This is a genomic window from Micromonospora sp. CNZ295 (genome assembly GCF_004217535.1).
The window spans coordinates 5659840-5684702 of the sequence record NZ_SHKZ01000001.1 but is presented as its reverse complement, the minus strand read 5'-3'; the positions used below and the strand labels follow the sequence as shown (position 1 = coordinate 5684702).

General features: G+C 70.9%; 22 protein-coding genes and 2 pseudogenes. 16 read left to right on the top strand and 8 right to left on the bottom strand.

Translation table 11 applies throughout. From position 1 onward, the window contains the following. Window positions 1-146: 146 nt before the first annotated feature. The 12 genes and pseudogenes from EV376_RS26460 (at window position 147) to EV376_RS26400 (ending at window position 13692) form a co-directional block, all read left to right on the top strand. Entirely contained in the window at window positions 147-779 is a 633-nt protein-coding gene (locus EV376_RS26460; protein WP_130327588.1) for a LysE family transporter, read from the top strand. 214 nt (window positions 780-993) lie between these two features. Then, window positions 994-4701, top strand: coding sequence for a reprolysin-like metallopeptidase (locus EV376_RS26455; RefSeq protein WP_486482813.1), 3708 nt, complete (start codon window positions 994-996; stop codon window positions 4699-4701). Between the two features lie 97 nt (window positions 4702-4798). Beyond that, window positions 4799-5210: pseudogene (locus EV376_RS26450) on the top strand (acVLRF1 family peptidyl-tRNA hydrolase); the annotation flags it as partial. Window positions 5211-6333: 1123 nt separating this feature from the next. Beyond that, window positions 6334-6729 carry a hypothetical protein gene (locus EV376_RS31120; protein WP_486482812.1) on the top strand — a complete coding sequence of 132 codons (396 nt, stop codon included), beginning with the start codon at window positions 6334-6336 and terminating at the stop codon, window positions 6727-6729. A gap of 365 nt (window positions 6730-7094) precedes the next feature. Continuing rightward, window positions 7095-7502 (top strand): peptidase inhibitor family I36 protein, encoded by a 408-nt coding sequence (locus tag EV376_RS26435; protein ID WP_130327584.1) that lies wholly within the window; start codon window positions 7095-7097, stop codon window positions 7500-7502. 129 nt (window positions 7503-7631) lie between these two features. Continuing rightward, on the top strand, window positions 7632-8054 hold the full coding sequence (locus tag EV376_RS26430; RefSeq protein WP_130327582.1) for a peptidase inhibitor family I36 protein: 423 nt from the start codon (window positions 7632-7634) through the stop codon (window positions 8052-8054). A gap of 29 nt (window positions 8055-8083) precedes the next feature. After that, a complete protein-coding gene (locus EV376_RS26425) occupies window positions 8084-8464 on the top strand; it encodes a peptidase inhibitor family I36 protein (RefSeq protein WP_165438124.1) in 381 nt (126 codons plus the stop codon). 126 nt (window positions 8465-8590) lie between these two features. Next, entirely contained in the window at window positions 8591-9460 is an 870-nt protein-coding gene (locus EV376_RS26420; protein WP_130327578.1) for a hypothetical protein, read from the top strand. 37 nt (window positions 9461-9497) lie between these two features. Then, the gene (locus EV376_RS26415) at window positions 9498-10856 is read left to right on the top strand and encodes a peptidoglycan-binding protein (RefSeq protein ID WP_165438123.1); all 1359 of its coding nucleotides are present in this window, start codon (window positions 9498-9500) and stop codon (window positions 10854-10856) included. Next, entirely contained in the window at window positions 10853-11518 is a 666-nt protein-coding gene (locus tag EV376_RS26410; RefSeq protein WP_130327574.1) for an ABC transporter ATP-binding protein, read from the top strand. Before EV376_RS26415 ends, EV376_RS26410 begins: the two co-directional genes overlap by 4 nt. Window positions 11519-11604: 86 nt before the next feature. Further along, complete coding sequence (locus tag EV376_RS26405) at window positions 11605-12723, top strand: ABC transporter permease (RefSeq protein WP_207228439.1); 1119 nt, start codon at window positions 11605-11607, stop codon at window positions 12721-12723. A 300-nt stretch (window positions 12724-13023) separates the two neighbouring features. Next, window positions 13024-13692: an acVLRF1 family peptidyl-tRNA hydrolase gene (locus EV376_RS26400; protein ID WP_130328878.1), complete on the top strand. Its 669-nt coding sequence runs from the start codon at window positions 13024-13026 to the stop codon at window positions 13690-13692. A gap of 6 nt (window positions 13693-13698) precedes the next feature. Here EV376_RS26400 and EV376_RS26395 read toward each other — a convergent pair. Both EV376_RS26395 and ypfJ read right to left on the bottom strand, forming a co-directional pair. Beyond that, a pseudogene (locus EV376_RS26395) lies at window positions 13699-13894 on the bottom strand (IS481 family transposase); the annotation flags it as partial. 53 nt (window positions 13895-13947) lie between these two features. Beyond that, window positions 13948-14862 carry a KPN_02809 family neutral zinc metallopeptidase gene (gene ypfJ, locus EV376_RS26390; RefSeq protein ID WP_130327570.1) on the bottom strand — a complete coding sequence of 305 codons (915 nt, stop codon included), beginning with the start codon at window positions 14860-14862 and terminating at the stop codon, window positions 13948-13950. Between the two features lie 243 nt (window positions 14863-15105). On the opposite strand from ypfJ, the gene EV376_RS26385 reads away from it, so the two are divergent. From EV376_RS26385 to EV376_RS26370, 4 genes are all read left to right on the top strand, one after another. Continuing rightward, window positions 15106-16710, top strand: a complete 1605-nt coding sequence (locus EV376_RS26385; protein ID WP_130327568.1) for an ABC-F family ATP-binding cassette domain-containing protein — start codon at window positions 15106-15108, stop codon at window positions 16708-16710. Window positions 16711-16974: 264 nt separating this feature from the next. Continuing rightward, window positions 16975-17202 (top strand): helix-turn-helix domain-containing protein, encoded by a 228-nt coding sequence (locus EV376_RS26380; protein WP_007072022.1) that lies wholly within the window; start codon window positions 16975-16977, stop codon window positions 17200-17202. Window positions 17203-17248: 46 nt separating this feature from the next. Beyond that, window positions 17249-18016: an enoyl-CoA hydratase/isomerase family protein gene (locus tag EV376_RS26375; RefSeq protein ID WP_130327566.1), complete on the top strand. Its 768-nt coding sequence runs from the start codon at window positions 17249-17251 to the stop codon at window positions 18014-18016. Between the two features lie 113 nt (window positions 18017-18129). Beyond that, window positions 18130-20106 carry an ABC transporter ATP-binding protein gene (locus EV376_RS26370; protein WP_130328877.1) on the top strand — a complete coding sequence of 659 codons (1977 nt, stop codon included), beginning with the start codon at window positions 18130-18132 and terminating at the stop codon, window positions 20104-20106. Here EV376_RS26370 and mug read toward each other — a convergent pair. From mug to EV376_RS26335, 6 genes are all read right to left on the bottom strand, one after another. Further along, complete coding sequence (gene mug, locus EV376_RS26365; RefSeq protein ID WP_130327564.1) at window positions 20103-20666, bottom strand: G/U mismatch-specific DNA glycosylase; 564 nt, start codon at window positions 20664-20666, stop codon at window positions 20103-20105. The two genes, EV376_RS26370 and mug, sit on opposite strands and share 4 nt — an antisense overlap. Then, window positions 20666-21427 carry an SDR family oxidoreductase gene (locus EV376_RS26360; RefSeq protein WP_130327562.1) on the bottom strand — a complete coding sequence of 254 codons (762 nt, stop codon included), beginning with the start codon at window positions 21425-21427 and terminating at the stop codon, window positions 20666-20668. The genes mug and EV376_RS26360 overlap by 1 nt, the downstream gene beginning before the upstream one ends. A 565-nt stretch (window positions 21428-21992) precedes the next feature. Beyond that, entirely contained in the window at window positions 21993-22436 is a 444-nt protein-coding gene (locus tag EV376_RS26350) for an SCO6045 C-terminal-like domain-containing protein (protein WP_130327558.1), read from the bottom strand. Then, window positions 22433-23251 (bottom strand): MbnB/TglH/ChrH family RiPP precursor modification enzyme, encoded by an 819-nt coding sequence (locus EV376_RS26345; protein WP_130327556.1) that lies wholly within the window; start codon window positions 23249-23251, stop codon window positions 22433-22435. The genes EV376_RS26350 and EV376_RS26345 overlap by 4 nt, the downstream gene beginning before the upstream one ends. Continuing rightward, window positions 23248-24162: a TIGR04222 domain-containing membrane protein gene (locus tag EV376_RS26340; RefSeq protein WP_130327554.1), complete on the bottom strand. Its 915-nt coding sequence runs from the start codon at window positions 24160-24162 to the stop codon at window positions 23248-23250. Before EV376_RS26340 ends, EV376_RS26345 begins: the two co-directional genes overlap by 4 nt. A 102-nt stretch (window positions 24163-24264) precedes the next feature. Further along, entirely contained in the window at window positions 24265-24837 is a 573-nt protein-coding gene (locus EV376_RS26335) for a TetR/AcrR family transcriptional regulator (protein WP_130327552.1), read from the bottom strand. Window positions 24838-24863 lie beyond the last annotated feature (26 nt).

Genomic DNA, 24863 nt, shown 5'->3' with positions numbered 1-24863 from the left:
GTACGGAAATCAGTGGCCGCGGGGCGGACGGTGGCGCAGGATGGCGGGGTGATCGAGACGTACCCCCGGCAGGTTCCTGTCCGCGCGGCCGTCGCCGCGCGTCGACAGCGGACCGTGCCCGGGTCCGGCTCGATTCGCCACCCGTCGTGACCGGGGCGTTCCTGGCTGGCCTGGTCGCCGGCTACGGCGTCGCGATCCCGGTCGGCGCGATCGCCGTGCTCATCATGGGGCTGGCCGCGCGGACCTCGTTCCGGGTGGGCGCCGCCGCCGCGCTCGGGGTTGCCACCGCCGACGGTCTCTACGCGGCGCTGGCCGCCTTCGGTGGGGCCGCGCTGGCCGCTCTGATCACGCCGGTCGCCGGGCCGCTGCGGGTGGTGGCCGCCGTCGTGCTGTTCGGGCTCGCCGCGCACACCGCCGGGCGCGCCCTGCGTTCCCGGCACCGGCCGGCGGCCGCCACGCCCGGCCGGCGGGGCGGTCTGGAGGCCCCGGGCCGGGCGTTCGCCGGGGTGCTGGCGCTGACCCTGCTGAACCCGGCGACCGTGGTCTACTTCGCGGCGCTCGTCCTGGGCCGGCGGGACGCCGGCGACGCGGACCCGGCGGTCGCGGCCGCGTTCGTGCTCGGGGCGTTCCTGGCGTCGGCGAGCTGGCAACTGCTGATCGCCGGGGGCGGCTCGCTGGTCGGCCGGGTCCTCACCGGCGACCGTGGGCGGCTGGTCACCGCGCTGCTCTCCAGCGGCATCATCGGGGCGCTGGCCGCCGCGACCGTCCTCGGTGGATGAGATCGACGGCCGGCGAGAGCGTCGGTGAGCCCGGCCGCACACCGCCGGCTGCCCAGGTTGGACGGCCGCATGGCAGCGGCGTTTCCGACTTCCGGCTGATGTCCGACCTCCTTCGTCCATCTAGGGTGCAGGCCAATCCATAGATCATTCGCGTTCCCTCCGGCGACCCGGAGGAGGCGCGGCCGGTCTCACCCTGCACGAAAAGGGGGACGAATTGAGGACCAACCTCACCCGCCGAGCGCGCGGACGGTCGAGCGGCGGCACAGCACGCCGTGGTCGACTGGCCGCCATCCTGGCCGCGGCGCTGACCGCGGCGTTACTTCCGGTCCTGGCGGTGACCGCACCGGCCAGCGCCGCGCCCTCAGCCGACGGACCGTGGCGGAAAGCGGACGGCAAGCCCGCCGCGACCAAGGCGGGCCGGACGGCCGCCGTCGACGCGCAGCGGCTGTCGACCTACACATTGGACCGGGCCGGCATGGAGAGCCTGCTCGACCGGGCGCCGATGGAGCAGCGCCGGGCGGCGCGCCAGCAGCGGCTGGTGGTTTCCCTGCCCGCCCCGGACGGCACCTTCCAGCGTTTCGCGCTGGTCGAGTCGCCGGTGCTGGAGGCCGGCCTGGCGGCGGCCCACCCGGAGATCAGCACGTACGTCGGCCAGGGCGTGGACGATCCGACCGCGACGGTCCGGGCCGACCTTACCCCGCTCGGCTTCCACGCCGCGGTCCGCTCTGCCGCGGGCACGTGGTACGTCGACCCGTACTACCACCGCGACCAGAGCCTGTACGCGAGCTACTTCGCCCGCGACCTGGTGAACCAGCACGGCGACTTCGTCGAGCGGGAGGACGTGGCGTCGGCGGCCCAGGCGCTGGAGGACGAGATCGCCGCGGCCCAGAGCGAGCCGGTGGTCGGTCCGCTGGTGACGCTGCGCACCTACCGCCTCGCGTTCGTCACCGACCCGTCGTACGCCACCTTCTTCGGTGCGGAGAACGTGACCGCGGCGAAGGTGACGCTGATCAACCGGGTGAACCAGATCTACGAGGACGAGACCGCGATCCGGCTCGTCCTGATCGACGACACCGAGAAGACGAACCTGAACACCCCGGCGCTGGCCACCGAACCGAACGGCCCGTGCGGCGCGGCGGCCTGCTTCACGCCGGCGCAGCTCACCTCCTGCGGCAGCAGCACCCTGCAACGCAACCGGGTCGTGCTGGGACAGCTCGTCGGGGCGAGCAACTACGACGTCGGCCACATCGGCCTCGGCGTCAACGGCGGCGGCATCGCCAGCCTCGGCGTGGTCGGCGGCAACGGCAAGGCGCAGGGCTGCACCGGCCTGCCGACGCCGATCGGTGACTTCTTCGCGGTGGACTACGTCGCGCACGAGATCGGTCACCAGTTCGCCGGCAACCACACCTTCAACGGCAACCAGTGGAACTGCTCCGGTGGCAACCGGAGCGCCGCCAACTCGTACGAGCCGGGCAGCGGCTCCTCGATCATGGCGTACGCCGGAATCTGCCAGCAGGACAACCTCCAGCCGCACACCGACCCGTACTGGTCGCACCGCAGCTACACGGAGATCACGAACTACGTCACGTCGACCCGGCCGGCGATCAACGAGGTGCAGACGGTGTCGCTGCGCGACTTCGACACCGACGGCGACTCGTTCACGGTCAGCTACGGCGGCGCGGACTCGGCGCCGATCGTGCGCGGGACCAACTACACCACCGCCGGCATCAAGGCCGCGATCGAGGCGATCCCGGGTTGGCCGGCGGGCGCCACCGTCACCGTCGCCGCCTTCGGTGGCAGCGGCGCGCTGGCCGACACCGGCTTCCAGGTCACCTTCGGTGGCACCCTGGCCGCCACCAACGTCGGCCAGCTCGCCCTCACCAACACCTCCGGCGCGTCCGGGTTCGTCGGCGAGACCGCCAAGGGTGGCGCCATCGACAACGGCGGCCACCTGGTCGAGCAGACCGGCAACCACGCCCCGGTGGTCACCGTGCCGGACACCGTCACGATCCCGGTGCGGACCCCGTTCGCCCTCACCGGCAGCGCCACCGACGCCGACGGCGACACGCTGACGTACCTCTGGGAGCAGAACGACCGCGGTGGCAGCGCCGGCACGGCGCTGATGAACAACACCAAGACCAACGGTCCGCTGTTCCGGGTGTTCAGCGAGCCGGCGTGGGTGTCCCCTGAGGACACCCTGAAGTACCACTCGCCGGGCCAGAACGCGGTCACCACCGATCCGACGCGGGTGTTCCCGGACCTGGCGCAGATCGCGGCCAACAACACCAACGCCAGGACGGGTGCCTGCCCGGCGGCCCCGCCGCCGCCGGCCAGCGGTGGCGCCTCCAACGTGCCGGCGGACATCCTCGACTGCTACTCGGAGTTCCTGCCCACCCGGGACTGGGTCGGCTTCACCAACGACCGGACCATGCACTTCAAGCTGACCGCCCGGGACGGGCGGCTCGGTGGCGGCGGGATCGGCAGCGCCGACGTCGCGGTGGTGCTCGCCCCGGACGCCGGGCCGTTCCTGGTCACCTCGCAGGACGCCGGCGCCGTCCTCGACGGCGCCTCGACCCAGCCGGTGACCTGGGACGTCGCGGGCACCGACGTGGCGCCGGTGAACGTCAGCCAGGTGCGGATCACGCTGTCAACCGACGGCGGGAAGACCTTCCCGCACGTGCTGGCGGAGAGCGTCCCGAACACCGGCAGCGCCACGGTGACCCTGCCCAACGTGGCCACCGACCAGGCGCGGATCAGGATCGAGGCGGTCGGCAACGTCTTCTTCGACCTCAACGACGCCGACCTCACGATCCGGGCGGTGCCCGAGGTCTCCACCGACGCCCCGGCCGGCGGGGTCGCCGTCCAGTACAGCGACGCGCTGTCCCCGACCGTGACGGTCACCGCGTCCGACGCGGACAGCGCCGGCCCGGCGCTCACCGCGGTCGCCTCCGGCCTGCCCGCGGGCCTGTCGCTGGCCCCGGCCGGCGCCTCGGCCCCGGACGCCCGACCGGGCACCCGGAGCTGGACGGTCACCGGCGCCACCACGGCGGCCCCGGGCGCCTATCCGGTGACCGTGACCGTCTCCGACGACAGCGGGCTGGCGGCCAGCACGTCGTTCACCGTCACGGTCACCGCGGAGGACGCGGCGGCGACCTGGGCCGGTGACACGCTGGTGACGACCGCGGGCAGCGGGGCCGGCGGCACGGCACTGCTCCGGGCGGTCCTGCGGGACAGCTCGGTGCTCCCGTCGGCGTCGGACACCACCGCTGGTGACCTGCGCAATGCCACGGTGACCTTCACCGCCGGCGGGGCCACGCTCTGCACGGCCCCGGTCGAGCTGCTTGCCGCAGCCACCACCACGGGGGCCGCGGCGTGCGAGGCTGGCCTGCCCGCGGGACGGCACACGGTCACCGCGACGGTCGGCGGGCACTACGCCGGCAGCACCAGCGCCACGGTGACGGTGGGCGCCTCGGACGGCGGGTTCCTCACCGGTGACGGTGCGGTGACCCTCGCCCGCTCGGCGGGAACCCACCCGGCGGACCCGCGGTCCACGGTCGCGGTGGAGCTGACCGCGAAGCCACCGAGGTCCGGCAAGCCGGCTTCCGGCGCCGCGGAGATCGAGTTCCGGTCCGACGGCCGGACGTACCGGGTGAAGGCCAGCGCCATCGACGGTCTCGGTGTCACCTCCGCCGGCAAGGTGGCGGAGGTGCGCTACCGGGCGAGCCTGTACGACAGCCAGGGCCGGGTGGTGGCCGCCGGCCTGACACTGGCGGTGACGGTGACCGACCGGGGCGCCCCGGGCCGGAATGACACCGTCGGCGTCACCCTGTGGCAGGGCGGCACCCTGCTCCTCTCCTCCGACTGGACGGGTGAGGGGACCGGCGAGGTGAAGCTGACCAGCGGCAACCTCACCGTGCACTGACCGGTTGACAGCGCGGGAGGACACCGTTTCCAGGTGTCCTCCCGCGTTCGGTTTCCCGCCGTCGGGCGGAGGTTCCCGGTGGCGTACGGTCGGGAGCATGAGCAGCCGACCCGCCGCCGGGGGCGGCCGGTGGGTCGAGGTCGACCCGGCCCGCGTCACCCGCTGGGTCGCCGGTTTCGCCGACCGGCACGGCCCGCCCACCGTCGCCGCCCGGGAGTACGGGCTGCTGCTGGCCGCCCCGGACGGCGCGACCGCCGAGCTGCACACCCCACCCGGTGCCCCCGCCGCCACCGACCTCGACGGTTTCGTGGCCGCCGCGACCGCGGACCGCCGGATCGGGCTGCTGCTCGCCCGTAAGGGCGCGGTGGCGGTCGGCGTCGCGGAGGGGGAGCGGCTGCCGGTGCAAGGTGGACACCCGCTACGTGCAGGGCCGTACGGCGGCGGGCGGGTGGTCCCAGCAGCGGTTCGCGCGACGGCGGGACAACCAGGCGAAGGCGGCGCTGGCCGACGGCCGTGGCGGAAGGTGGAAGGCGTCGCCGTGACGAAGGCGGGCGGACCGGCCGCCGTCGAAGGCGAAGCGGTTGTCGACCTACACCCTGGACCGCCCCGGCAATGAAGAGCCGGCTTACCGGGGGTTGCCGACCCCGATTCACCTACGCGTCCGGTTGTGCCTCCTCGCGATGCCCGGCCGGCGGATGCGGCTGGTTCTCCGGCCAGGACGCATGCCAGCCGTGCCGTTCAGCTGCGGCACCCAGGCCATACAGGTTGCTGGTCTCGGTTCGTGCCCGAAGGCCGGCTAGCATCAATTCAGCTTTCCGAGCGCTGATGAATAACTGGCACGCTGCGGATGCCACCGTATGTCCAGACAGCAGCAGGTGCAGCAGCCGACGTTCGTCTCCATTGAGTCTAAGAAGTGTGTTTCTTCTAGAAGCTGCGGCATGTGAGGCATTGGTATCCATGACAGGACAGCTCCTTCCCCCGTGGTCGCCTGTGGACCATTTCGCGCCAGTCCGGCATAAATCATGCTAGCAGTTGGCTGGGAATATTGGTGTCCTTCAGTCTCATTTCTTGGCTTTCCCTGGTTCTTCCTTCGGGCCACGGTGCGGTGTGCTTGGGCTCGGACGCCAAGGGTTTCTCCGGCCGATAATCTGTGGCATTGGGGGATGACGCGTCTTATTACTTATGCCTCAACTTGTCCCCCAGGGCTATCGAGGTGATCTCAGCAAGGTGAGAGCAGCGGATCGCGGATGAAACGGGCGTAGCGTCCATAGCGGATGGCGTTGGTTAAGGATGTGGAGCCATCGGTAGACAGGTCTTTGCGATACGGCCCGCTCTCCGAGTGGGCTCCTCCACGACCGGCTCGTCGAAACCACCACCAGCGCCAAGGGAGACACCATCGACGCCTGGTGCTCCGGGAAACACCGCGACCCCGGGGCGAAGTCCATCGCAATCACGCGCCCGAACGGGCTACCGAGCTGGACGTCCGACGCGGTGCCCCGGACACCTCCATGACCTCACCTGCGCCCAGCGGTTGGACGTCACCGGCGCCCTCTACTGGGCGGCCGCCACGCTGGATCCGCCGACCCTGGCCGACGCCAGCCACGAAGGCGCTGGCCAGGGCATTCACACGCCATGATCGCCGATTGGGTGCGCGATCAGGATCGATCGGTGTGGGGCCGGCTCGGGTTCACTGATCGAGTTCCCGCGGTCAAGGGGAACCAACCGAAGCTGTTCGCGCAGCTCAAGGCCCTGCCGTGGGAACAGGTGCCGGTCGGGGGACAGACTCGGACACCCCGCCACTGCAGTAAAGAGACCCGAACCGTCAAAGCGATCACCATCCAGACCCCGGGGGGTTGGGCTTTCCCCACGCACAGCAGGCCGTCCGGCCGGGACCGCACGATCGAGGGCAGAACTACCCGCGAAACGGCCATGTCCCTGCCCGCCGAACAGGCCCAGCCCGCCGACCTGGGCACCTGGCCACGGTCTGAGCGGCACATCGAGAATCGCGTGCACTACGTCAGGACGTGACGCTGCGTGAAGACGCCCATCAGACCCGAACCGGCAACGGCCCCTACCGTCTTCGCCACGCTCCCTAACACCTCGGTCGGCCCACCACCGCACCAACGGCGCCACCAACTCGCCGAGGCCACCCGACGCGCCAACCACCGTCCACACGACCCTCATCGACGCCGTGACCAGGAGTGACCCCTATGCAATAGCCCTGACTTCCCCCTCTTGCTGATTGTGCAGCCGGTCCGTCCCACATCGTCCGTTGCGGAAAACCGCATCGAGCACCGTCATCTATTGCTGTGGACCACGCCTATGTCTACGTTCGCAGTACGGCGGCAGTACGCCTGCCGGTTCCCAGGTCACCAGGAGCGGGAGGATGAAGAATGGGCATTGCTCGGGCCTCGGTGCGTCGATCCGCCGTAGCTGCGGTCTCGCTGGCAGCGGGCGCAATAGTGGCGGTCGGAACGGCCGCGCCGGCCTCAGCCGAGACGCTCAACGGTAGCTGTGAGTCGGGCGAGATTTGTCTCTACTACCTCAGCGGCTACAGCGGGTACATCGCGGATATGAATGACGAGGTGCCGAATTACAGCGGCTGGCACTTCTACAAATCCAGTGCCTGGCTCAACGACAACACGCGCTCTGGCAAGAGTCGGGCCGTTTTCTGGTGTGCGAAGCTGTACGAGCACTCGAACTACGGTGGCACCTGGAGACATTTCACGCCGGGTCAGAGCGTCTCGGACTTCGGGTGGATGAACGACAGGGGATCGTCACACGACTGGATCCTCTGCTAACCCTGCAACTCGTGCCGAGTGGTTCCGCCCAGTTGCCCAGACGCGTCCGGTCAGCCTGTAGGCATTGCCGTCGGTTCCTTCTGCGTTGGCCGGGTTGCATTTTTATCAAACTATGCAAGGAGGAAGCACATGTCGGGCAAGATTTCGGCCCCTCGGTGGCTTGCATCCGTACTGGTCAGCGCGCTGGTCGGAACCGGCTTGGCGTTGACCTCGGCCGCGCCGGCCGCCGCCGGGAACTTCAACGGAAAGTGTGAGTCGGGCGAAGTGTGCCTCTGGTACCAGTACAATTTCTCGGGGCCCAGCGCGGACTTCTACGATGCCGTATCGAATTACACGGCCTGGCACTTCTACAATTCTAGCTACTGGCTGAATGACAATACTCGGTCAGCGAAGGCCAATACATGGATCACCTGCCCGTACCTCTTTGAGCACGCCAACTACGGTGGTCGGCTCATCATCATGACCAAGAGCGAATGGATGACGAGCCTTAACAACGGGAACGTCGACCTGAACGACAAGGTGTCATCACATGACTTCAGGTTCTGCAAATAGGGGGTAGTGGCATGAGAAAATCGATTGCAATGCTGCTTGCCGCCGTTGTCGCCACCGTGAGTATGGGGCTCGTATCGATGCCTGCCCACGCCGGCAACTTCAACGGCAGCTGCGAATCAGGCGAGGTGTGTCTCTGGGACGGGGTCAACTACACGGGCGCGCGCGCTGACTTCTACGACAACGTCTCCAACTACACGGCGTGGCACTTCTGGAACTCTTCGGTCTGGCTCAATGACGCTGTGGATTCGGCACAGAACAAGGCATCGTGGTCGGACGTTCTGCTTTACCAGCACGCCAACTACGGCGGCGACGCGTACTGGCTTATGAAGGGTAAGTCGAACGGGAGCTTCGGTAGCTACTGGGGAAACATGTTCTCGTCGCACAAGTTCGTTTTCTGTGGCCTGTGCTGACTGACGCTAGACCGTCGGTCAGCGCGAGGATCCACGGGTGAACAGCGCTGATGGCTGCGGAGTGGAGACTCCGCAGCCATCAGCGATGTCTCAGATTAAGGGGAATCTGGAATGAGACGGCGAAGTGTGATTTTCGCGGCGGCAGTCCTGTCGATGCTGCTTCCGGTCGGATGTTCGGTGCAGGCGGAGGCGGTGCCGCAGGGTGAACCGTCGTTACCTGCGGCGCTGCCCCAGATAGATATGACCACGTTTCAGCTTCCGCTGGACGCCTACCTCCCCGACCCGAGGCAGGCACGTACATTGACTGAGGCCCGCAACATTCTTGCCCTTCGATGTCTGGCCAGATTCGGCTTCGCTATCAAGGCCCCGGAGCTGCCGGAGCCATCGTCGATCGGAAACAACCAGCTGCGCTATCTGATCGCCGATGAGGAGCGGGCTCAGACATACGGGTACAAGGTTCCGGAGATAACTCAGGCGCCACGGCCAGCGGAACCGGAGCTGTCGCTGGAGGCCCGCTCTGTGATGAGCGGTGAGGGGGCGAGCGTCGTGGGTGGACTGTCCGTACCCGAAGGCGGTTGCCTGGGTGAGGCAAGCAAGGGCCTGGGTGCCGACCAGGGCGCGGAGTCCGGCCGGGAACTTGTTCATAGGCTTACGAACGAGAGTTACAGCCGGACGCAGAAGGACAGCCGGGTGGTCGCGGCTGTTGCCCGCTGGAGCGAGTGCATGAGCCGGGCCGGCTACAACTACCCGGATCCCGGGCGCGCGAATGATGATCCGGTTTTCGCCACCGCGACGGCATCCAAAGGGGAGATCGCAACCGCCGTTGCTGATGTGCGATGCAAACGGGAGTCGAGTCTGATCGACCTGATGGCGGCAGTCGAGTCGGCCTACCAGAGGCGGTCGATCGACCAGCATGCGGAGCAGCTGCGGGCGGCCCGGGAGCGACTGGAGAAGCAGCTGCGGGCGGCGGCGGATGTGGTGGCCGGCCGGTCCTGACGACTGGGGAACCTTCACCTGAAAGCGAGGAATGCCGGTGTCCGAGGCGAAGCCCGACGGGCAGGGTGCTCATCTATTGCGCCGCCAGATCATTCTGGTGACCTCAGTGCTGGTGTTCGGTGTGCTGTCGGTTGGCGGCCTGCTCGCTGACTCATTCGTCAGGTCACCGGAGCAGGTTCGTGCGGAGGCGGGTCCGCCGACGGCCTCCCGACTGACCGCTCAGGTCGAGCGGAAGGTACTGGCGAACACGCTGGTCACCCGCGGCACCGTGGAGGCGGAGAGCAGGCTTGAGGTGACTCCGGTGGTCGCATCGGCTGCTGCGCAGGTGGTCACGGCGATCAACGTGAAGGTGGGAGGCACGGTTAAGCCTGGTCAGGTGCTGTTAGCTGTCTCCGGCCGTCCGTTGATCGCGTTGCCGGGGAAGTTGCCGGGTTACCGGGATCTCAAGCCCGGCGACAGCGGCGCCGACGTAAAGCAACTCCAACGTGCTCTGGACGTGCTTGGGCACTATCGGGGCGGGGACCCCGCCGGTCACTTCGGCGCCGCGACAAAGGCCGCAGTACGGCGGCTGTACAGCCGGGTCGGTTACGACGTGCCTGAGAACAACGGGCCGGATGCCGCCGCGGGCCGGGCTGCCCTGTCGGCCGCCGAGAGAGAGGTGGAGAGTGCGCACCAGGCAGTGACGGATCTCGAGCGGCGTATCGCAGCCGGAGAGACCGCACCGGCCGGCGCTGAGCCGCTGCGCGATCAGCTAACCCGGTTGCGGCAGCGGTTGGCCGGTGCGCAGCAGGCTCGGTCGGAGCTGATCGCGAAGAGTGGGCCGATGCTCCCGCTCGCCGAGTTCGTCTTCGTGCCGAGTTTTCCCGCCCGGGTTGCCGCGCTGTCGGCGAAGGTTGCGGACCAGGTGCGTGCACCGTTGATCACGCTGGCGGCCGGGCGGCTTGGGGTCTCGGTGAAGCTCCGTCCGGAGCAGGCCAGCCTGGTACGTACAGGCATGCCGGTGAAGCTCGCCTCCGAGGCGTTGGGGCAACAGGTGGACGCGAAGGTCACCTCGATCGGTGACCTCTCCGCTGGCGACGGCGAGGAAGAGCCGCCCCACCACCCGGCAATGCTGACGCCGGAGAAGCCGTTGGCGGCGGGCTGGGCAGGGCTGGACGTGCGCGTCACCATCACTGCCGCCCGCACCAAGGCCCCTGTACTGGTCGTACCTTTGTCTGCGGTCTCCGCTGGAGCGGACGGCCAGACAACAGTCTCGGTGGTCGAGTCAACCGGCCAGATCCGGAGGGTCGAGGTGCGCCCGGGCATCTCCGGCGACGGATTCGTCGAGGTCACCCCGGTTGCGGGCGGACTAACCGAAGCCGACGAGGTGGTGGTGGGTGTGGGTGCGGGCGCATGAGCGCGGTCATCAGCCTCACCGGGGTCGGGCTCGTCTATCCCGGCCCTCCGCCGGTGCGTGCGCTGCTCCCCAGTGACCTCGACGTGGCAGCCGGCGAGTACGTGACCGTCGTCGGCCCGTCCGGCTCCGGCAAGTCGACCCTGTTGAACGTCATCGGGCTGTTGGACCGTCCCACCGAGGGTGCGTACGAACTCGCCGGAATGGACGTCATGCAGTTGGGGGAGCGGAAACGGTCCGCCTTCCGCGCCCAGCACATCGGCTTCGTGTTCCAGGCCTTCCACCTCCTGCCGTACCGCACTGCACTCGACAACGTGGCACTGGCCCAGCTCTACAGCGGGGTCAACCGGAGCCGGCGCAGAACCGTGGCGCGGCAGGCCCTGGACCGGGTCGGCATGAGCCACCGGGCGCACGCACTGCCGACGATGCTCTCCGGAGGGGAGCAGCAGCGGGTGGCCATTGCCCGGGCCGTGGCCCACTCGCCCAGCTTGCTGCTCTGTGACGAGCCCACCGGCAGTCTGGACACCGCAACCGCCAGGAATGTCTTGGATCTGCTTGATGAGCTGCACCGCGAAGGCATGACGATCATGGTGATCACGCATGACCGGGACGTGGCGGCTAGAGGACAACGGACTGTGACAATCCGTGACGGGGCGCTGACATGATCCGGTCGAGTCGCCTACCGCTGCCGGACCTGCTCAGAGAAGCCCTCGCCGGCCTACTCCAACGCCCCTCCCGTTCGCTGCTGACCATGCTCGGCACCGTGCTCGGGGTCGGCGCGTCCGTTGCGGTGCTGGGACTCACCGCCACCGCAGGCGGGCAGATAGACAAGCGCTTCACTGATTTGGCCGCTACCGAGGTCGTCATCGAGGACGTCGGCAGTTCGAATCCGGCGGACACGGCGCTCTCCTTCCCCGAGGACGCGGCGACCCGGATCGAGTCCTTGAACGGCGTCGTACACGCTGGTCTCTGGTGGCCGGTCTCGCCGCGGGCCGCGCAGATCGGTGCGGTGCCGGACATGGCGATGGATGCCGCGGGCCTGACTATCACGGCGGTTGAGCCCACCGGACTCAGCGCGATGCACCCGAAACTGCGCGAAGGGCGACTCTACGACCGCTTTCACAACGACCGTGGGGAGCGGGTGGCGCTGTTGGGCGCGGCAGCAGCCTCGCGGCTCGGGATAACCCGACTGGACGGCTATCCGGCGGTCTTCGTCGATCAGATGCCCTACACCGTGCTCGGCGTTGTCGAGGATTTCGAGCGAATGCCCGAGTTGCTGTTCAGCATCATCATTCCCACCGCCACCGCCCTCGCCGACTACGGGGTTCCCACCGGACAACGGGCGAAGATGCTGGTCGAGACGAAACTGGGGGCGGCAGAGTTGATCGCGTCCCAGGCGCCACTCGCCCTACGACCGGATCTGCCGGCGCGGATCAAGGCGGTCGTCCCGCAGAGCCCGCAGGTGCTGCGCAGCCAGGTCGCCAACGACCTGGACACGCTCTTTCTCCTCCTCGCGCTGACCTCGCTGGTGGTAGGCGCGGTGGGTATCGCCAACACCACACTCGTATCCGTCCTGGAGCGGACCGGGGAGATCGGGCTCCGTCGCGCCCTCGGCGCGCGGCCACGTCACGTCGCCGCTCAATTCCTCACCGAGTCGACCACTCTCGGGCTGCTCGGGGGCATGGTGGGTGGGGGGCTCGGCACTACGGTGGTGGTCAGTGTCGCCCTGGGTCAGCAGTGGACGGCCATCATCGCCCCGTGGACGGTGCTCGGCGCACCGCTGCTGGGCGCGGGGGTCGGACTGGTCGCCGGGACGTACCCCGCGGTACGGGCTGCCATGATCGCGCCGAACCGGGCGCTTCGACGCTGATCGTCCGTTCACCTGCCCTCCTCTTTGCGATCGGCAGGTGCCGTGTCGGCCAGGGCCGTAACCAGCTGGGGCGCTCCGAACCGGTATTGACGAGTAATCGGGGTGTCGGATCTTGGAGCGGGCGGCGAAGGCGGTTGGTGAACGTGGCGATCGGGCTGTTCGTGGCCAAGGGACGTCATCAGCCAGAAGTGCGCGAACTACAGGCGCGAAGGCAAACCGGCGCAACGCGCAACTCGACCATTGACCACCGTTGGTTCCCAGGATGGCTGGTCTGGCGGCAGGGGCTGTACGGTTCTGCGCATGAGTAGCCGACCCGCAGGTCACGGCGGCCGGTGGGTTGACGTCGACCCGATCCGCCTTGCCCGCTGGATCGACCGTTTCACCGCGCGGCACGGTACTTCGGCGGCTACCAGCCGCGATTACGGGATACTCCTCGCTGCGCCTGACGGCACCACCGCCGAGCTGCATAGTCCACCCGGAGCACCCGCCCCACGCGATCTGTCCGAATTCGTGGCGGCCGCGACCGCGCCCCGCAGGGTCGGCCTGCTGCTCGCCCGGAAGGGCGCGGTGGCGGTCGGCGTCGCGGTGGGAGAAACGCTGGAGACGTCCAAGGTGGACACTTTCTACGTGCAGGGTCGCACCGCGGCCGGCGGTTGGTCGCAGCAGCGGTTCGCTCGGCGCCGGGACAACCAGGCTAAGGCGGCCACGGCCAACGCGGTGAAGTTGGCCGAGCGGTTGCTGCTTCCGGAGGTGGGCAGGCTCACCGCGCTGGTCTGCGGTGGTGACCGGCGGAGGGTGGACACCGTGCTGGCGGATCGCCGGCTCGCGCCGCTGGCGCAGTTGCGGGCCGAGCGCCTGCTCGACGTGCCCGAACCCCGGCACGCGGTGCTGGTGGCCGCCGTCGCCGCCGCTCGGTCGGTACGCATCCTGATACGGGAGACGGAGGTCGACGCTACCCGCGAGCGGTGATCGGTTCAGCTCGCCGGGCCGGTCGCGTTCGTAGCGGGCGGATGACCTGGCCGGTGGGCCGGTCGAGCCAGGCCAGGCGGTGCAGATCGTGCCACTTGTAGCCGGTGGCGCGGGAACAGCCCAGTTCCTTCACGACATGGGCGACCAGGCGACCTTGGTCGATGACACGCCTGATGAGTAGCCGCCGGCCGTGGATGGTCAGCCTCGCCTCGTCTCAGGCCGCCACGCCGTCAACAACGCTCATGGGCATTACAGCTAGCGGCCGCCGCGGAACGTGTCGCAGGACTTCGGGTCGCCGGTCTCGTAGCCGCGGGTGAACCACTCGCGGCGCTGCTGTGACGAGCCGTGGGTGAACTCTTCCGGGTTCACCGGCCGGTTGGCGCGCTCGGAGATCGCGTCGTCGCCGATCTTCTCGGCGGTGTCGATCGCCTGGGCGATGTCCTGCTCGGTGATGCTCTTGAAGATCTTCTGGCCGCTGTCGTCGGCGGTGCCGGTGGCGTTGCGCGCCCACGCGCCGGCGTAGCAGTCGGCCTGCAGTTCCAGCTGAACCGACAGGGCGTTCGCGCCGTCCGGGTCGCGCTGCTGCTGGCGGCGTACCTGCTCGTTGGTGCCGAGCAGGTTCTGCACGTGGTGGCCGTACTCGTGGGCCAGCACGTACGGCTGGGCGAACTCGCCCTCGGCGCCGAGCTGCCGAGCGAGCACCTGGTAGAAGGCGAGGTCGATGTACACCTGCGCGTCGGCCGGGCAGTAGAACGGCCCCACGCCGGAGTCGGCCTGGCCGCAGGCGGTGCTCACCGCCTGGTTGAAGAAGACCGTGTCGGTGGCCCCGTACTGCTCGCCGAACGCCTCCGGCAGGGCGGTCCGCCAGTACGCCTGGATCGAGTTGACGTACAGCGTGTTGCGGCAGTCCAGCTGCTGGAGGGCGTCGTCGGCGGAGCACTTCTGCTCCAGGGACGTGTTGTCGCCCTGCTGCTCGCCGCCGTCCATGGCCGCGTTCAGGCCGAAACCGCCGCCGACGAGGGCGACCAGCACGGCGATGATGATGCCGACGATGCCACCGCGGCCGCCGCCGATCGGGATGGGGATCCCGCCGATGCCACCGCCGCCCCCGGATCCCCGCCGGTCGTCCACCTGGCTGGTGTCGATCCGCGCGTTCTCGTTCAGCTCCATGTCTACCCCGATCAGCGTCTGAATCCGTTTGTGGTTGCGGTACCGGACCGGGTCCGGACGTCCGTTTCGGTACCCGATGATCTTGGCCGGTAATCCGGCGGGAGCGCCGGGCGGCGCCCGGTACACTTGCCGCGTGCTGCTCTGCGAAGGCTGAACCGCCCCGCGCCGACGGTCCTGAGGCCCGCCGGCGCTCTCGCGTGCCCTGAGTCAGCCCTTCCAGACCTCGAGAGCGAGTCCTCCGACATGATCACTGCCACCGGCCTGGAGCTCCGCGCCGGCGCCCGGATCCTGCTGTCCGACACCACGCTGCGGGTACAGCCCGGCGACCGGATCGGGCTGGTCGGCCGCAACGGCGCCGGCAAGACCACGACCCTGAAGGTCCTCGCCGGCGAGGGCCAGCCATACGCCGGGCAGATCGACCGGCGCAGCAACGTCGGGTACCTCCCGCAGGACCCGCGCACCGGCGACCTCGAGGTGACCGGCCGGGACCGGGTGCTCTCCGCCCGCGGCCTCGACGTGCTGATGGCCCGAATGAAGGAGCTGGAGGCGCAGCTCGCCGAGCAGCCCGACGACAAGCTGGTCCGCCGCTACGGCGCGCTCGAGGATCAGTTCGCCGCCCTGGGCGGGTACGCCGCCGAGGCGGAGGCGGCCCGAATCTGCGCCAACCTCGGGCTGCCCGACCGGGCCCTGGCGCAGCCCATCGGCACCCTCTCCGGCGGCCAGCGCCGCCGCATCGAGCTGGCCCGGATCCTGTTCCGGGACGCGGGCGACAACGGCGGCGGCATCCTCCTGCTCGACGAGCCGACCAACCACCTGGACGCCGACTCGATCACCTGGCTGCGCGGGTTCCTCGCCAACCACAAGGGCGGCCTGATCGTGATCTCCCACGACGCTTCGCTGCTGGAGGCCGTGGTCAACAAGGTCTGGTTCCTGGACGCCACCCGGTCGGTGGTGGACGTCTACAACCTGGGCTGGAAGGCGTACCTGGAGGCCCGGGAGACCGACGAGCGGCGGCGCCGCCGAGAGCGGGCGAACGCGGAGAAGAAGGCCGGCGCGCTGATGGCGCAGGCGGACAAGATGCGGGCCAAGGCCACCAAGACGGTCGCCGCGCAGAACATGGCCCGCCGGGCCGAGCGGCTGCTGTCCGGCCTGGACGAGGTGCGGGTCGCCGACAAGGTGGCGAAGGTGCGCTTCCCGACCCCGGCACCGTGCGGGAAGACCCCGCTGACCGCCACCGGGTTGTCGAAGTCGTACGGGTCGTTGGAGATCTTCACCGACGTGGACGTCGCGGTGGACCGCGGTTCCCGGGTGGCGATCCTCGGTCTCAACGGCGCGGGCAAGACCACCCTGCTGCGGATTCTCGGCGGCCTGCTGGAGCCGGACACCGGGGAGGTGCGGCCGGGCCACGGGCTGCGGCTGGGCTACTACGCCCAGGAGCACGAGACGCTGGACGTGCAGCGGACGATCCTCGAGCACATGCGCAGCGCGGCCCCGGAGCAGAGCGACACGGACCTGCGGAAGATCCTCGGCGCGTTCCTGTTCTCCGGGGAGGACGTGGACAAGCCGGCCGGGGTGCTCTCCGGCGGGGAGAAGACCCGGCTGGCGTTGGCCACCCTGGTCTGCTCCGGCGCGAACGTGCTGCTGCTGGACGAGCCGACGAACAACCTCGACCCGGTCAGCCGCGAGCAGGTGCTGGACGCCATCGCCCGCTACCCGGGGGCGATCGTGCTGGTCACGCACGACCCCGGCGCGGTGACCGCGCTCAAGCCAGACCGGGCGATCCTGCTGCCCGACGGGGACGAGGACGCGTGGAGTGACGACCTCCTGGAACTGGTCGAACTGGCCTGACCGCGGGCGGCGGCGGCCGGTCAGGCGGTCAGGTCGAGCAGGTGGCCGAGGACGCCGGAGGTGACCAGGATGACCGCGCCGATGGCGATCGTCACGTCGGCCACGCCGAACGTGCCGACCACCACGCGGGTCACCCTATCGGGAAGCTGACATCGCGCAGCGTGTCGGTTGGCGAATAGTTGATATCTGGCGCATGATCGTTCGAGGCGGTCTAATAGGTGGGACCGTATCCGAACCGCACAGTCTGGGACGTGAGGACACAGCATGGCAGCCACCGGCACAGCCACCAGCACTGAGAAGGGTCGCCGGATCGTCGGAGCCGAGCGCCAGACGCTCGCCAAGGACCTGGTAAAGCGGTACACCGGGGGAGAGAGCATCCGCGCCCTCGCGGCCTCGACCGGCCGTTCCTACGGGTTCATCCACCGGGTGCTCACCGAGTCCGGGGTGCAACTGCGGCAGCGCGGCGGCGCCCGGCGTCGCAAGAAGGCGTGACCCGCCGAGCAGCGTCGTCCATCAGCGCCGTTCCCCGGGCCGCCCGGTGACCGCCGAGGCGACCGGGGTCCGGCTGGAATGCGACGGGCCGATCGCGACGGTCACGTTGTGTCGGCCCGACGTGCTCAACGCGCAGACCCCGGCGATGTGGCGCGCGATGAGCGACTTCTCCCGGGACCTGCCCGGCGACGTGCGTGTCGTGGTCGTCCGCGGGGAGGGCCGGGCGTTCTCCGCCGGCCTCGACCTGTCGGTGGCCGGCGCGTCCGGGCCGGGTTCCTTCGCCGAACTGTCCACCCTGCCGGAGCAGGAGTGCGCCGACCGCATCGCCGACTTGCAGAGCGCCTTCACGTGGCTGCACCGGCCCGACCTGATCTCGATCGCCGCCGTGCAAGGGCACGCGATCGGTGCCGGCTTCCAGCTGGCGCTCGCGTGTGACCTGCGGGTGCTCGCCGAGGACGCCCGGCTCTCGATGGCCGAGGTGACGCTCGGCTTGGTCCCCGACCTGGCCGGCACCAAGCGCCTGGTCGAGCTCGTAAGCTACTCGCGGGCCCTGGAGATCTGCGCCACCGGGCGCCGGATGGACGCGGCCGAGGCCGACCGGATCGGCCTGGCCACCCTGGTGGTGCCGCCCGGCGAGTTGGACGGTGCGGTCCGCGACCTGACCGCCGGGCTGCTCGCCAACAACCGGGACGCGGTGGTGGAGATCAAGGCGCTGATCGCCGGTGCCGCCGGCCGCACCCATGCCGAGCAGCAGCGGGCGGAGCGGGAGGCACAGACCCGCCGGCTGCGGGACCTCGCCGGGCGCGGAGAATAGTAAGGACCGTTCGGGAAGATCCGGGTTACGACCGAGGTTGTCACAGTCGTCGGGAAAATTGACTCAGACGGTGCGGTCGGCCCGACGACCCGGAGGTGAGTGTGTCCAACCCGATGGCCGGCGGCGGCATGGGCGGCTGGAGCATGCTCCGGTCGATGCGCAACCGCGACGAGATCTCCAGCCACCAGCTCAAGCGCGGCACCGCCAAGCGGATCCTCGCCTTCGCCCGACCATACCGGCGCGACATCCACATCTTCCTGCTCACCGTGGTGATCGCCGCGGTCATCGGGGTGGCGACCCCGCTGCTCGCCGGTGAGGTGATCGACGCGATCGCTGACGGCGGCGCGGAGGCGGGCTCGACTGTCATCCGGCTCGCCCTGATCATCGCCGGGCTCGCGGTCGCCGACGCGTTCTTCTCCCTGGCACAGCGGTGGTACTCGGCGCGGATCGGCGAGGGGATCATCCTCGACCTGCGGACCCGGGTCTACGACCACGTCCAGCGGATGCCGCTGCAGTTCTTCACCCGTACGCAGACCGGCGCGCTGGTGAGCCGGCTCAACAACGACGTGCTCGGCGCCCAGCGCGCGTTCACCTCGACGCTGTCCGGCGTGGTCAGCAACGTCATCCAACTGGTACTCACCGCCGGCGCGATGCTGATCCTGTCCTGGCAGATCACCGTGCTGTCGCTGGTGCTGCTGCCGGTCTTCATCATCCCGGCCCGCCGGGTCGGGCGCCGGCTGGCCGAGATCACCCGCGAGTCCTACAACCTCGACGCCAAGATGAACGCCACGATGACCGAGCGGTTCGGCGTCTCGGGGGCGCTGCTGGTCAAGCTCTTCGGCCGGCCCGACGAGGAGGCGCGCCGGTTCGCCGGTCGGGCCGAGCGGGTGCGCGACATCGGCATCCAGTCAGCGATGTACTCGCGTACGTTCTTCGTGGCGATGCTGCTGGTCGCCTCGCTGGCCCAGGCGCTGACCTACGGCCTCGGCGGCTGGCTCGCCGTCGCCGGAGTGGTCAGCGCGGGCACGGTGGTCAAGCTCGCGCTGCTGCTCACCCGCCTCTACGGTCCGCTCACCGCGCTGTCCAACGTCCGGGTGGACGTGATGAGCGCGCTGGTCTCGTTCGACCGGGTCTTCGAGGTACTCGACCTCCAGCCGGCCATCACGCAGAAGCCGGACGCGGTCCCGGTGCCCCAGGGCGCCGGCCGGGTCGAGTTCCGGGACGTGCGGTTCCGCTACCCGAGCGCCTCCGAGATCTCGCTCGCGTCCCTGGAGGAGGTCGCCGCCCTCGACCGGACGGTCACCGAGCCGGTGCTGCGGGGCGTGTCGTTCAGCGTGGAGCCGGGGCAGATGGTGGCCCTGGTGGGGCCCTCCGGCGCCGGCAAGTCGACGCTGTCCATGCTGATCTCGCGCATCTACGACGTGACCGACGGGCAGGTGCTGGTCGGCGGGGTCGACGTCCGCGACGCCACGCTCGACTCGCTGCGGGACGAGATCGGCGTCGTCACGCAGGACTCGCACCTGTTCCACGAGACCATCGCGGAGAATCTGCGCTACGCCAAGCCGGACGCCACCGACGACGAGCTGTGGGCCGCCCTGGCCGGCGCCCAGGTCGCGGACCTGGTGCGCGCCCTGCCGGATGGCCTCGACACGGTCGTGGGCGAGCGCGGCTACCGCTTCTCCGGCGGTGAGAAGCAGCGCATCGCGATCGCGCGCCTGCTGCTGAAGGCACCGTCGATCGTGATCCTCGACGAGGCCACCGCCCACCTCGACTCGGAGAGCGAGGCGGCGGTGCAGCGGGCGCTGTCGGTGGCGCTGACCGGGCGTACCGCGCTGGTCATCGCGCACCGGCTCTCCACCGTCCGGGACGCCGACCAGATCCTGGTGCTCGACGAGGGGCGGATCGTGGAGCGCGGCCGGCACGACGAACTGGTCGCCGTCGGCGGGCTCTACGCCGAGCTGTACCGGACGCAGTTCGCCGTCGCCGACTCGCCCGCGCCGTACCAGGACGCGACCGGGCCGGAGCCGGTGGCGGTGCCGATGCGCCCGTACCTAGCCGACGAGGCACTGCCTCCGGCCGCCGCCAACTAGCCCTCGGCGACGGCCGTCCGCAGCTCGCCGAACGCCGCGCCGAGCGACTCCGGGGTGAAGTGCGCGTTCAGCCCGCTCGGGTTGGGCAGCACCCAGAGCCGGGCGCCGGCGAGCGTCGCCGGCTGCGGCCCGAAGCCGGCCTTCGGCCGGGCGAACCCGATCCGGTACGCGGTCACCCCGACCACCGCCACCCACCGCGGCCGGTACCGGGCGACCTTGCCGGCCAGGACGTCCGCGCCGGCGACGAGCTCGGCGGCGGTCAGCTCGTCGGCCCGGGCGCTCGCCCGCGCCACCATGTTGGTGATGCCGAGCCCGTAGCCGGGCAGTTCGTGCTGCTCGCTCGGGTGCAGTTGGCGAGGCGTGAACCCGCCCCGGTGCAGGGCCGGCCAGAATCGGTTGCCCGGCCGGGCGAAGTGCCATCCGGTCGCGGCGGACCACAGGCCCGGGTTGATCCCGACGAACAGCACGTCCAGGCCGGGCGCGATGACGTCCGGGAGAAGGCGGTCGGCTGCCGCGGCCAGCTCCTCGCGGGTCGGGCGCGGGTAGCGGGGGCTGGCCATCACAGCCCCCGCAGCGCGCCGCCGTCGACCGGGATCGTGATCCCGGTGAGGTAGCCGGCCGCGGGGGAGAGCACGAACGCCGCCACCCGGCCGAACTCGGCCGGCTCGCCCAGCCGGCGCAGCGGGATCTCCGCCTCCGCCTCGGCCCGGGCCCGTTCGGCGTCGCCGCTCGCGGCGAGCAGTTGCGCGTTCCGGTCGGTCAGGATCCGTCCGGGCAGCAGCCCCACCACCCGTACGCCCCGGGGCCCGTACTCGTCGGCGACGTCCTTGGCCACGCCGGCCAGGCCGGGGCGCAGGCCGTTCGAGATGCCCAGGCCGGGCAGCGGCGCCCGGGCGGAGATGGACAGGACCAGCCCGATCGCGCCGCCGTCGGTCAGCGCGGCGGCGACGGTCCGCACCATGCGGACGGTGCCGAGGAACACCGTCTCGAAGGACCGCCGCCACTGTTCGTCGGTCGCCGAGGCCGCGCTGCCCGGCGGCGGGCCGCCGACCGAGACCAGCGCGCCGTCGAGCCGGCCGAACGCGTCGCGGGCCGTCGCCACCAGACGCTCGGGCAGCTCAGGGTCGGACAGGTCGGCGGCCACTCCGACGGCGTGCGCCGGGCCGCCGAGGCGCCGCGCTGCTGCCGTCACCGCGTCGGGGTCGCGGGCGGAGAGGACCACCCGGGCGCCGTCGGCGACGAGGCACTCGGCCGTCGCGTACCCGAGCCCGCGGGAGGCGCCGGTCAGGACGTACACCCGGTCGGTCAGTCCGAGATCCATACCGCTGATCCTGCCTTATTGGTCTGCGGTGCCGTCCTTTGGAACTGATGTCGTGGGTGGATCGCCTGGACGTCCCGATGCCACCGGCGGTTGTCGGACGGTGTGGGTCGCCGGCGGTTGGGTCGCGGGCGGTTGCCGGGCTGCGTTGGTCGCGGGCGGTTGTTGGACGGTGTGGGTCGCGGGCGGTTGTTGGAGGGCGAGGGTCGCGGGGGGGGGGGGGGGGGGGGGGGGGGGGGGGGGGGGGGGGGGGGGGGGGGATCGCGTGGACTGCCGGCCATTGGCGGACCGCGAGGATCGCCGGCTGCGGCCGAAGCTGTTGGGACGGCCGCCGTGCTGTACGGGAGACGGGGCAACCGCCTGATGACGTTTTCGGATCAGCTCCAAAGCCGCCGAACATCGGGGGCGACCCGAAGCCGGCCGCGGCGATGGCGGTGCCGCGAAGGTGCGATCGGCGGTCGGCCGTGCTGGTGGTGACGTCGGTGCCGGAGGCGTGATCCGCGGCGGCCGTGCTGGTGGCGACGTCGGCGCCGGAGGTGCGGCCTGAGAGGCCCGCGGGCCCGGGACCTCAGCGGCGGGCGGGGCGCAGCAGGCGTACCCGACCGGCGAGCTGGACCGCGACGGCGCTGCCGGCGCGCCCCCAGGCCGGCAGCCGACGCGGCCGGGGCGCGCTCCGTCCGTCGTAGCGCTGGCCGGCCTCCCGGGTGGCCAGCTCGTCCGCGCCCAGCGGCGGCAGCCTGCCCGCGTCGCGCAGGGCGCGGGCGAGGTCCCAGCCGTCGCGCAGGCTGCCCGCGGGGGGTCGCCCCTCGGCCCAGTCCGCGAAGACCTCCGGCCACCGTGGGCCGAGGCCAGCGGCGAGCAGCGGCCAGTGCCGGGCCACCTCGCCGGCCCGCTTGCGCAGCAGGGCGGTACGCGCGGCGGCGAGCGGCCCCGGCGCGAAGCCCGACGGCGCCGGCGCTCCGGCGACCAGCGCGGCGACGAGTGCCGCCTGCCGGGCGGCCAGGTCGCTCACGTGACCACCGGGAATCCGGACGCGGCGGCGAGCGCGTCCAGCTCGGCGCGGAGGGTGTCGGCGGGCGGGTAGTGCCCGTCCCGTTCCAGGAGCAGGGCCGGTGGCCGGTGCCGCGCGCACAGCTCGCCCACCAGGTCGAGCACCGGGCGTGGCACCGGGTCGGTGTGTGTGTCGTGGTAGAAGCCGCCGTGCTCGGCCCCGCCGGCGACGTGCGCGTACGCGATCCGCTCCAGCGGCAGTCGGTCCAGCAGGTCGAGCGGGTCGGCGTCGCGGTTGCGGGCGTTGGCGTAGACGTTCGCGACGTCGAGCAGCAGCAGGGCGCCGGTGCGGTCGAGGATCTCGGTGAGAAACGCGGCTTCGTCCAGTTCGTCGTCGGGCCAGTCGAACAGCGCCGCGATCGGTTCCAGCGCGATCGGCACCGGCAGGTCGGCCTGGGCGCGGGCCACGTTGGCGCAGACCGCGGCGACCGCTTCCCGGCTGCGCGGCAGGGGCAGCAGGTGACCGGCCTCCAGGCCGCCGGCGCGGACGAACGCGATGTGTTCGCTCACCAGCGGCGCGCCGGCCACCTCGGCGACCGCGGCCAGGTGGGCCACCCGGGCCGGGTCGACCGGCTCGGCGCCGCCGAGGGACAGCCGCACCCCGTGCGGTACGACGGTGACGCCGCGCTCCCGCAGCGCGGCGAGCCCCTCCGGCAGTGGGCCGGTGGGCGGCACCGACTCCGCGATCACCTCGACGAACCGCAGCCCGGGCAGCTCGGCGACGAAACCGGCGATCTCCGGTCGCCAGCCGATGCCCAGCCCGGCCGGTCCGCTCATCCGCCGCACCCGCCTCCGCAGCCGCCGCCCCCGCAGCCGCCACCGCCGCCGCCGTCGCCACCGCCACTGTCGCCGCCTCCGCCGGCGCAGCCGCCGGAGGTGCCGCCGCCGCTGACGAGCGCCGAGCGTTGGATCTCCGCCTGCTCGGCGAAGCCCGGATCCATGGCCCACAGGGTGGCCGTGCCGAAGAGAGCGACTCCCATCGCGGCGCCGGCGGCGCCGTACGTGGCGTAGGCCGGCGCGGAGCGCGGCGAGAGGTACGTGTGCTCCCGGCGCAGTTCGCGTAGTGCCCGGTTGGCCGCGCGGGTGCGCCACGGCCGCCGGTAGAGCAGGATCGTCGCGACGAGCAGCGGGAACTGGGCCAGGAACAGCCAGCCCACCGGCCGGTCGTTCGACAGGCCGGCGAAGAGCCGCAGGATGCCGAGCGCGAACAGGGCGGTGAGCAGCAGCGGCACGACGCGGAGCGCGGCCCGCTGCTCCGCCGTCAACGCCAGCCCGCGCTGTTCGAGCCCGGTGCGCAGCTCGTCGAGGGCCTGCCGCACCCACTGGTCGTCGCGTATCTCGCGGGTGCGCAGGCCCCGGCCGGCGGCGACGTGGATCGCCTGGTCCAGCGGGGTGGTGCCGGCGGGCAGCGGGCCGCCGGTGGTGAGTTGCCGGCCCGGGGTGACGCCGATCGCGCCGCTGCTGCGCAGCCCGCCGATGGAGGTCAGGACGGCCAGCGGCGCACCGCCGTTGAGGTAGGCGACCTGCTGCGGGCCGAGGGGACCGGCGGCGGTCGACGGGCCGCCCAGCAGCCGGGCCCGGTGGACCAGGCCGCCGACGACGAGCAGGGCCGCGGCCAGCAGGTAGAGCTGGAGGAACACCGGGCCGGGGATGCCCCAGGTGTCGCCGGGGGCGGCGAGGACGGTCATGGTCTGCTCCTGTCGCGAGGGGAACGCGGCCCCATTGTGGAGCAGGCCCGCCAGACCGGATCCGCCGCTGGGACGCAGTTACCGGACCGCAACCTGTCGCCGTCAGCGGCGGCGGACCGCCTCCTCCACCAGGTCCAGCACCGGCCCGAGATCGCCGGCCGGCCGGCCCATCGCCAGGTGCAGGACCAGGCCGTCGTACGCCAGCTCCAGGAACTGGGCCAGCACGTCGATCGGAACGTCGTCGCGCAGCACGCCGGCCTCCCGCTGGCGCAGCAGCCGCTCCCGGGTCGCGTCCGCGATGGCCGCCGAGCGCTCGGCCCACCGCTTGGCGAAGGCCGGGTCGGTGCGCAGCCGGCGCGAGACCTCCAGCTGGCTGCCCAGCCAACCGGTCGTGTCGGGGGAGACCGCGCCGGCGAGCAGGTCCCGCATCACCTGGACCAGGCCGTTGCGGGCGACCGTCTCGACCATCGTCGCCGCGTCGTCCTCGGCGACGGCGAGGAAGAGCGAGTCCTTGTCGCGGAAGTGGTGGAAGATCGCGCCCCGGGACAGCCCGGTGGCCTCCTCGAGGCGGCGCACGGTGGCGCCCTCGTACCCGTGCCGGGCGAAACAGGCCCGGGCGGCGGCGAGAATCTCCTGCCGGCGCGCGTCGAGCTGGTCCTGACTTACTCTGGGCACACGTGGATCGTGTCAGGTAACGCCGC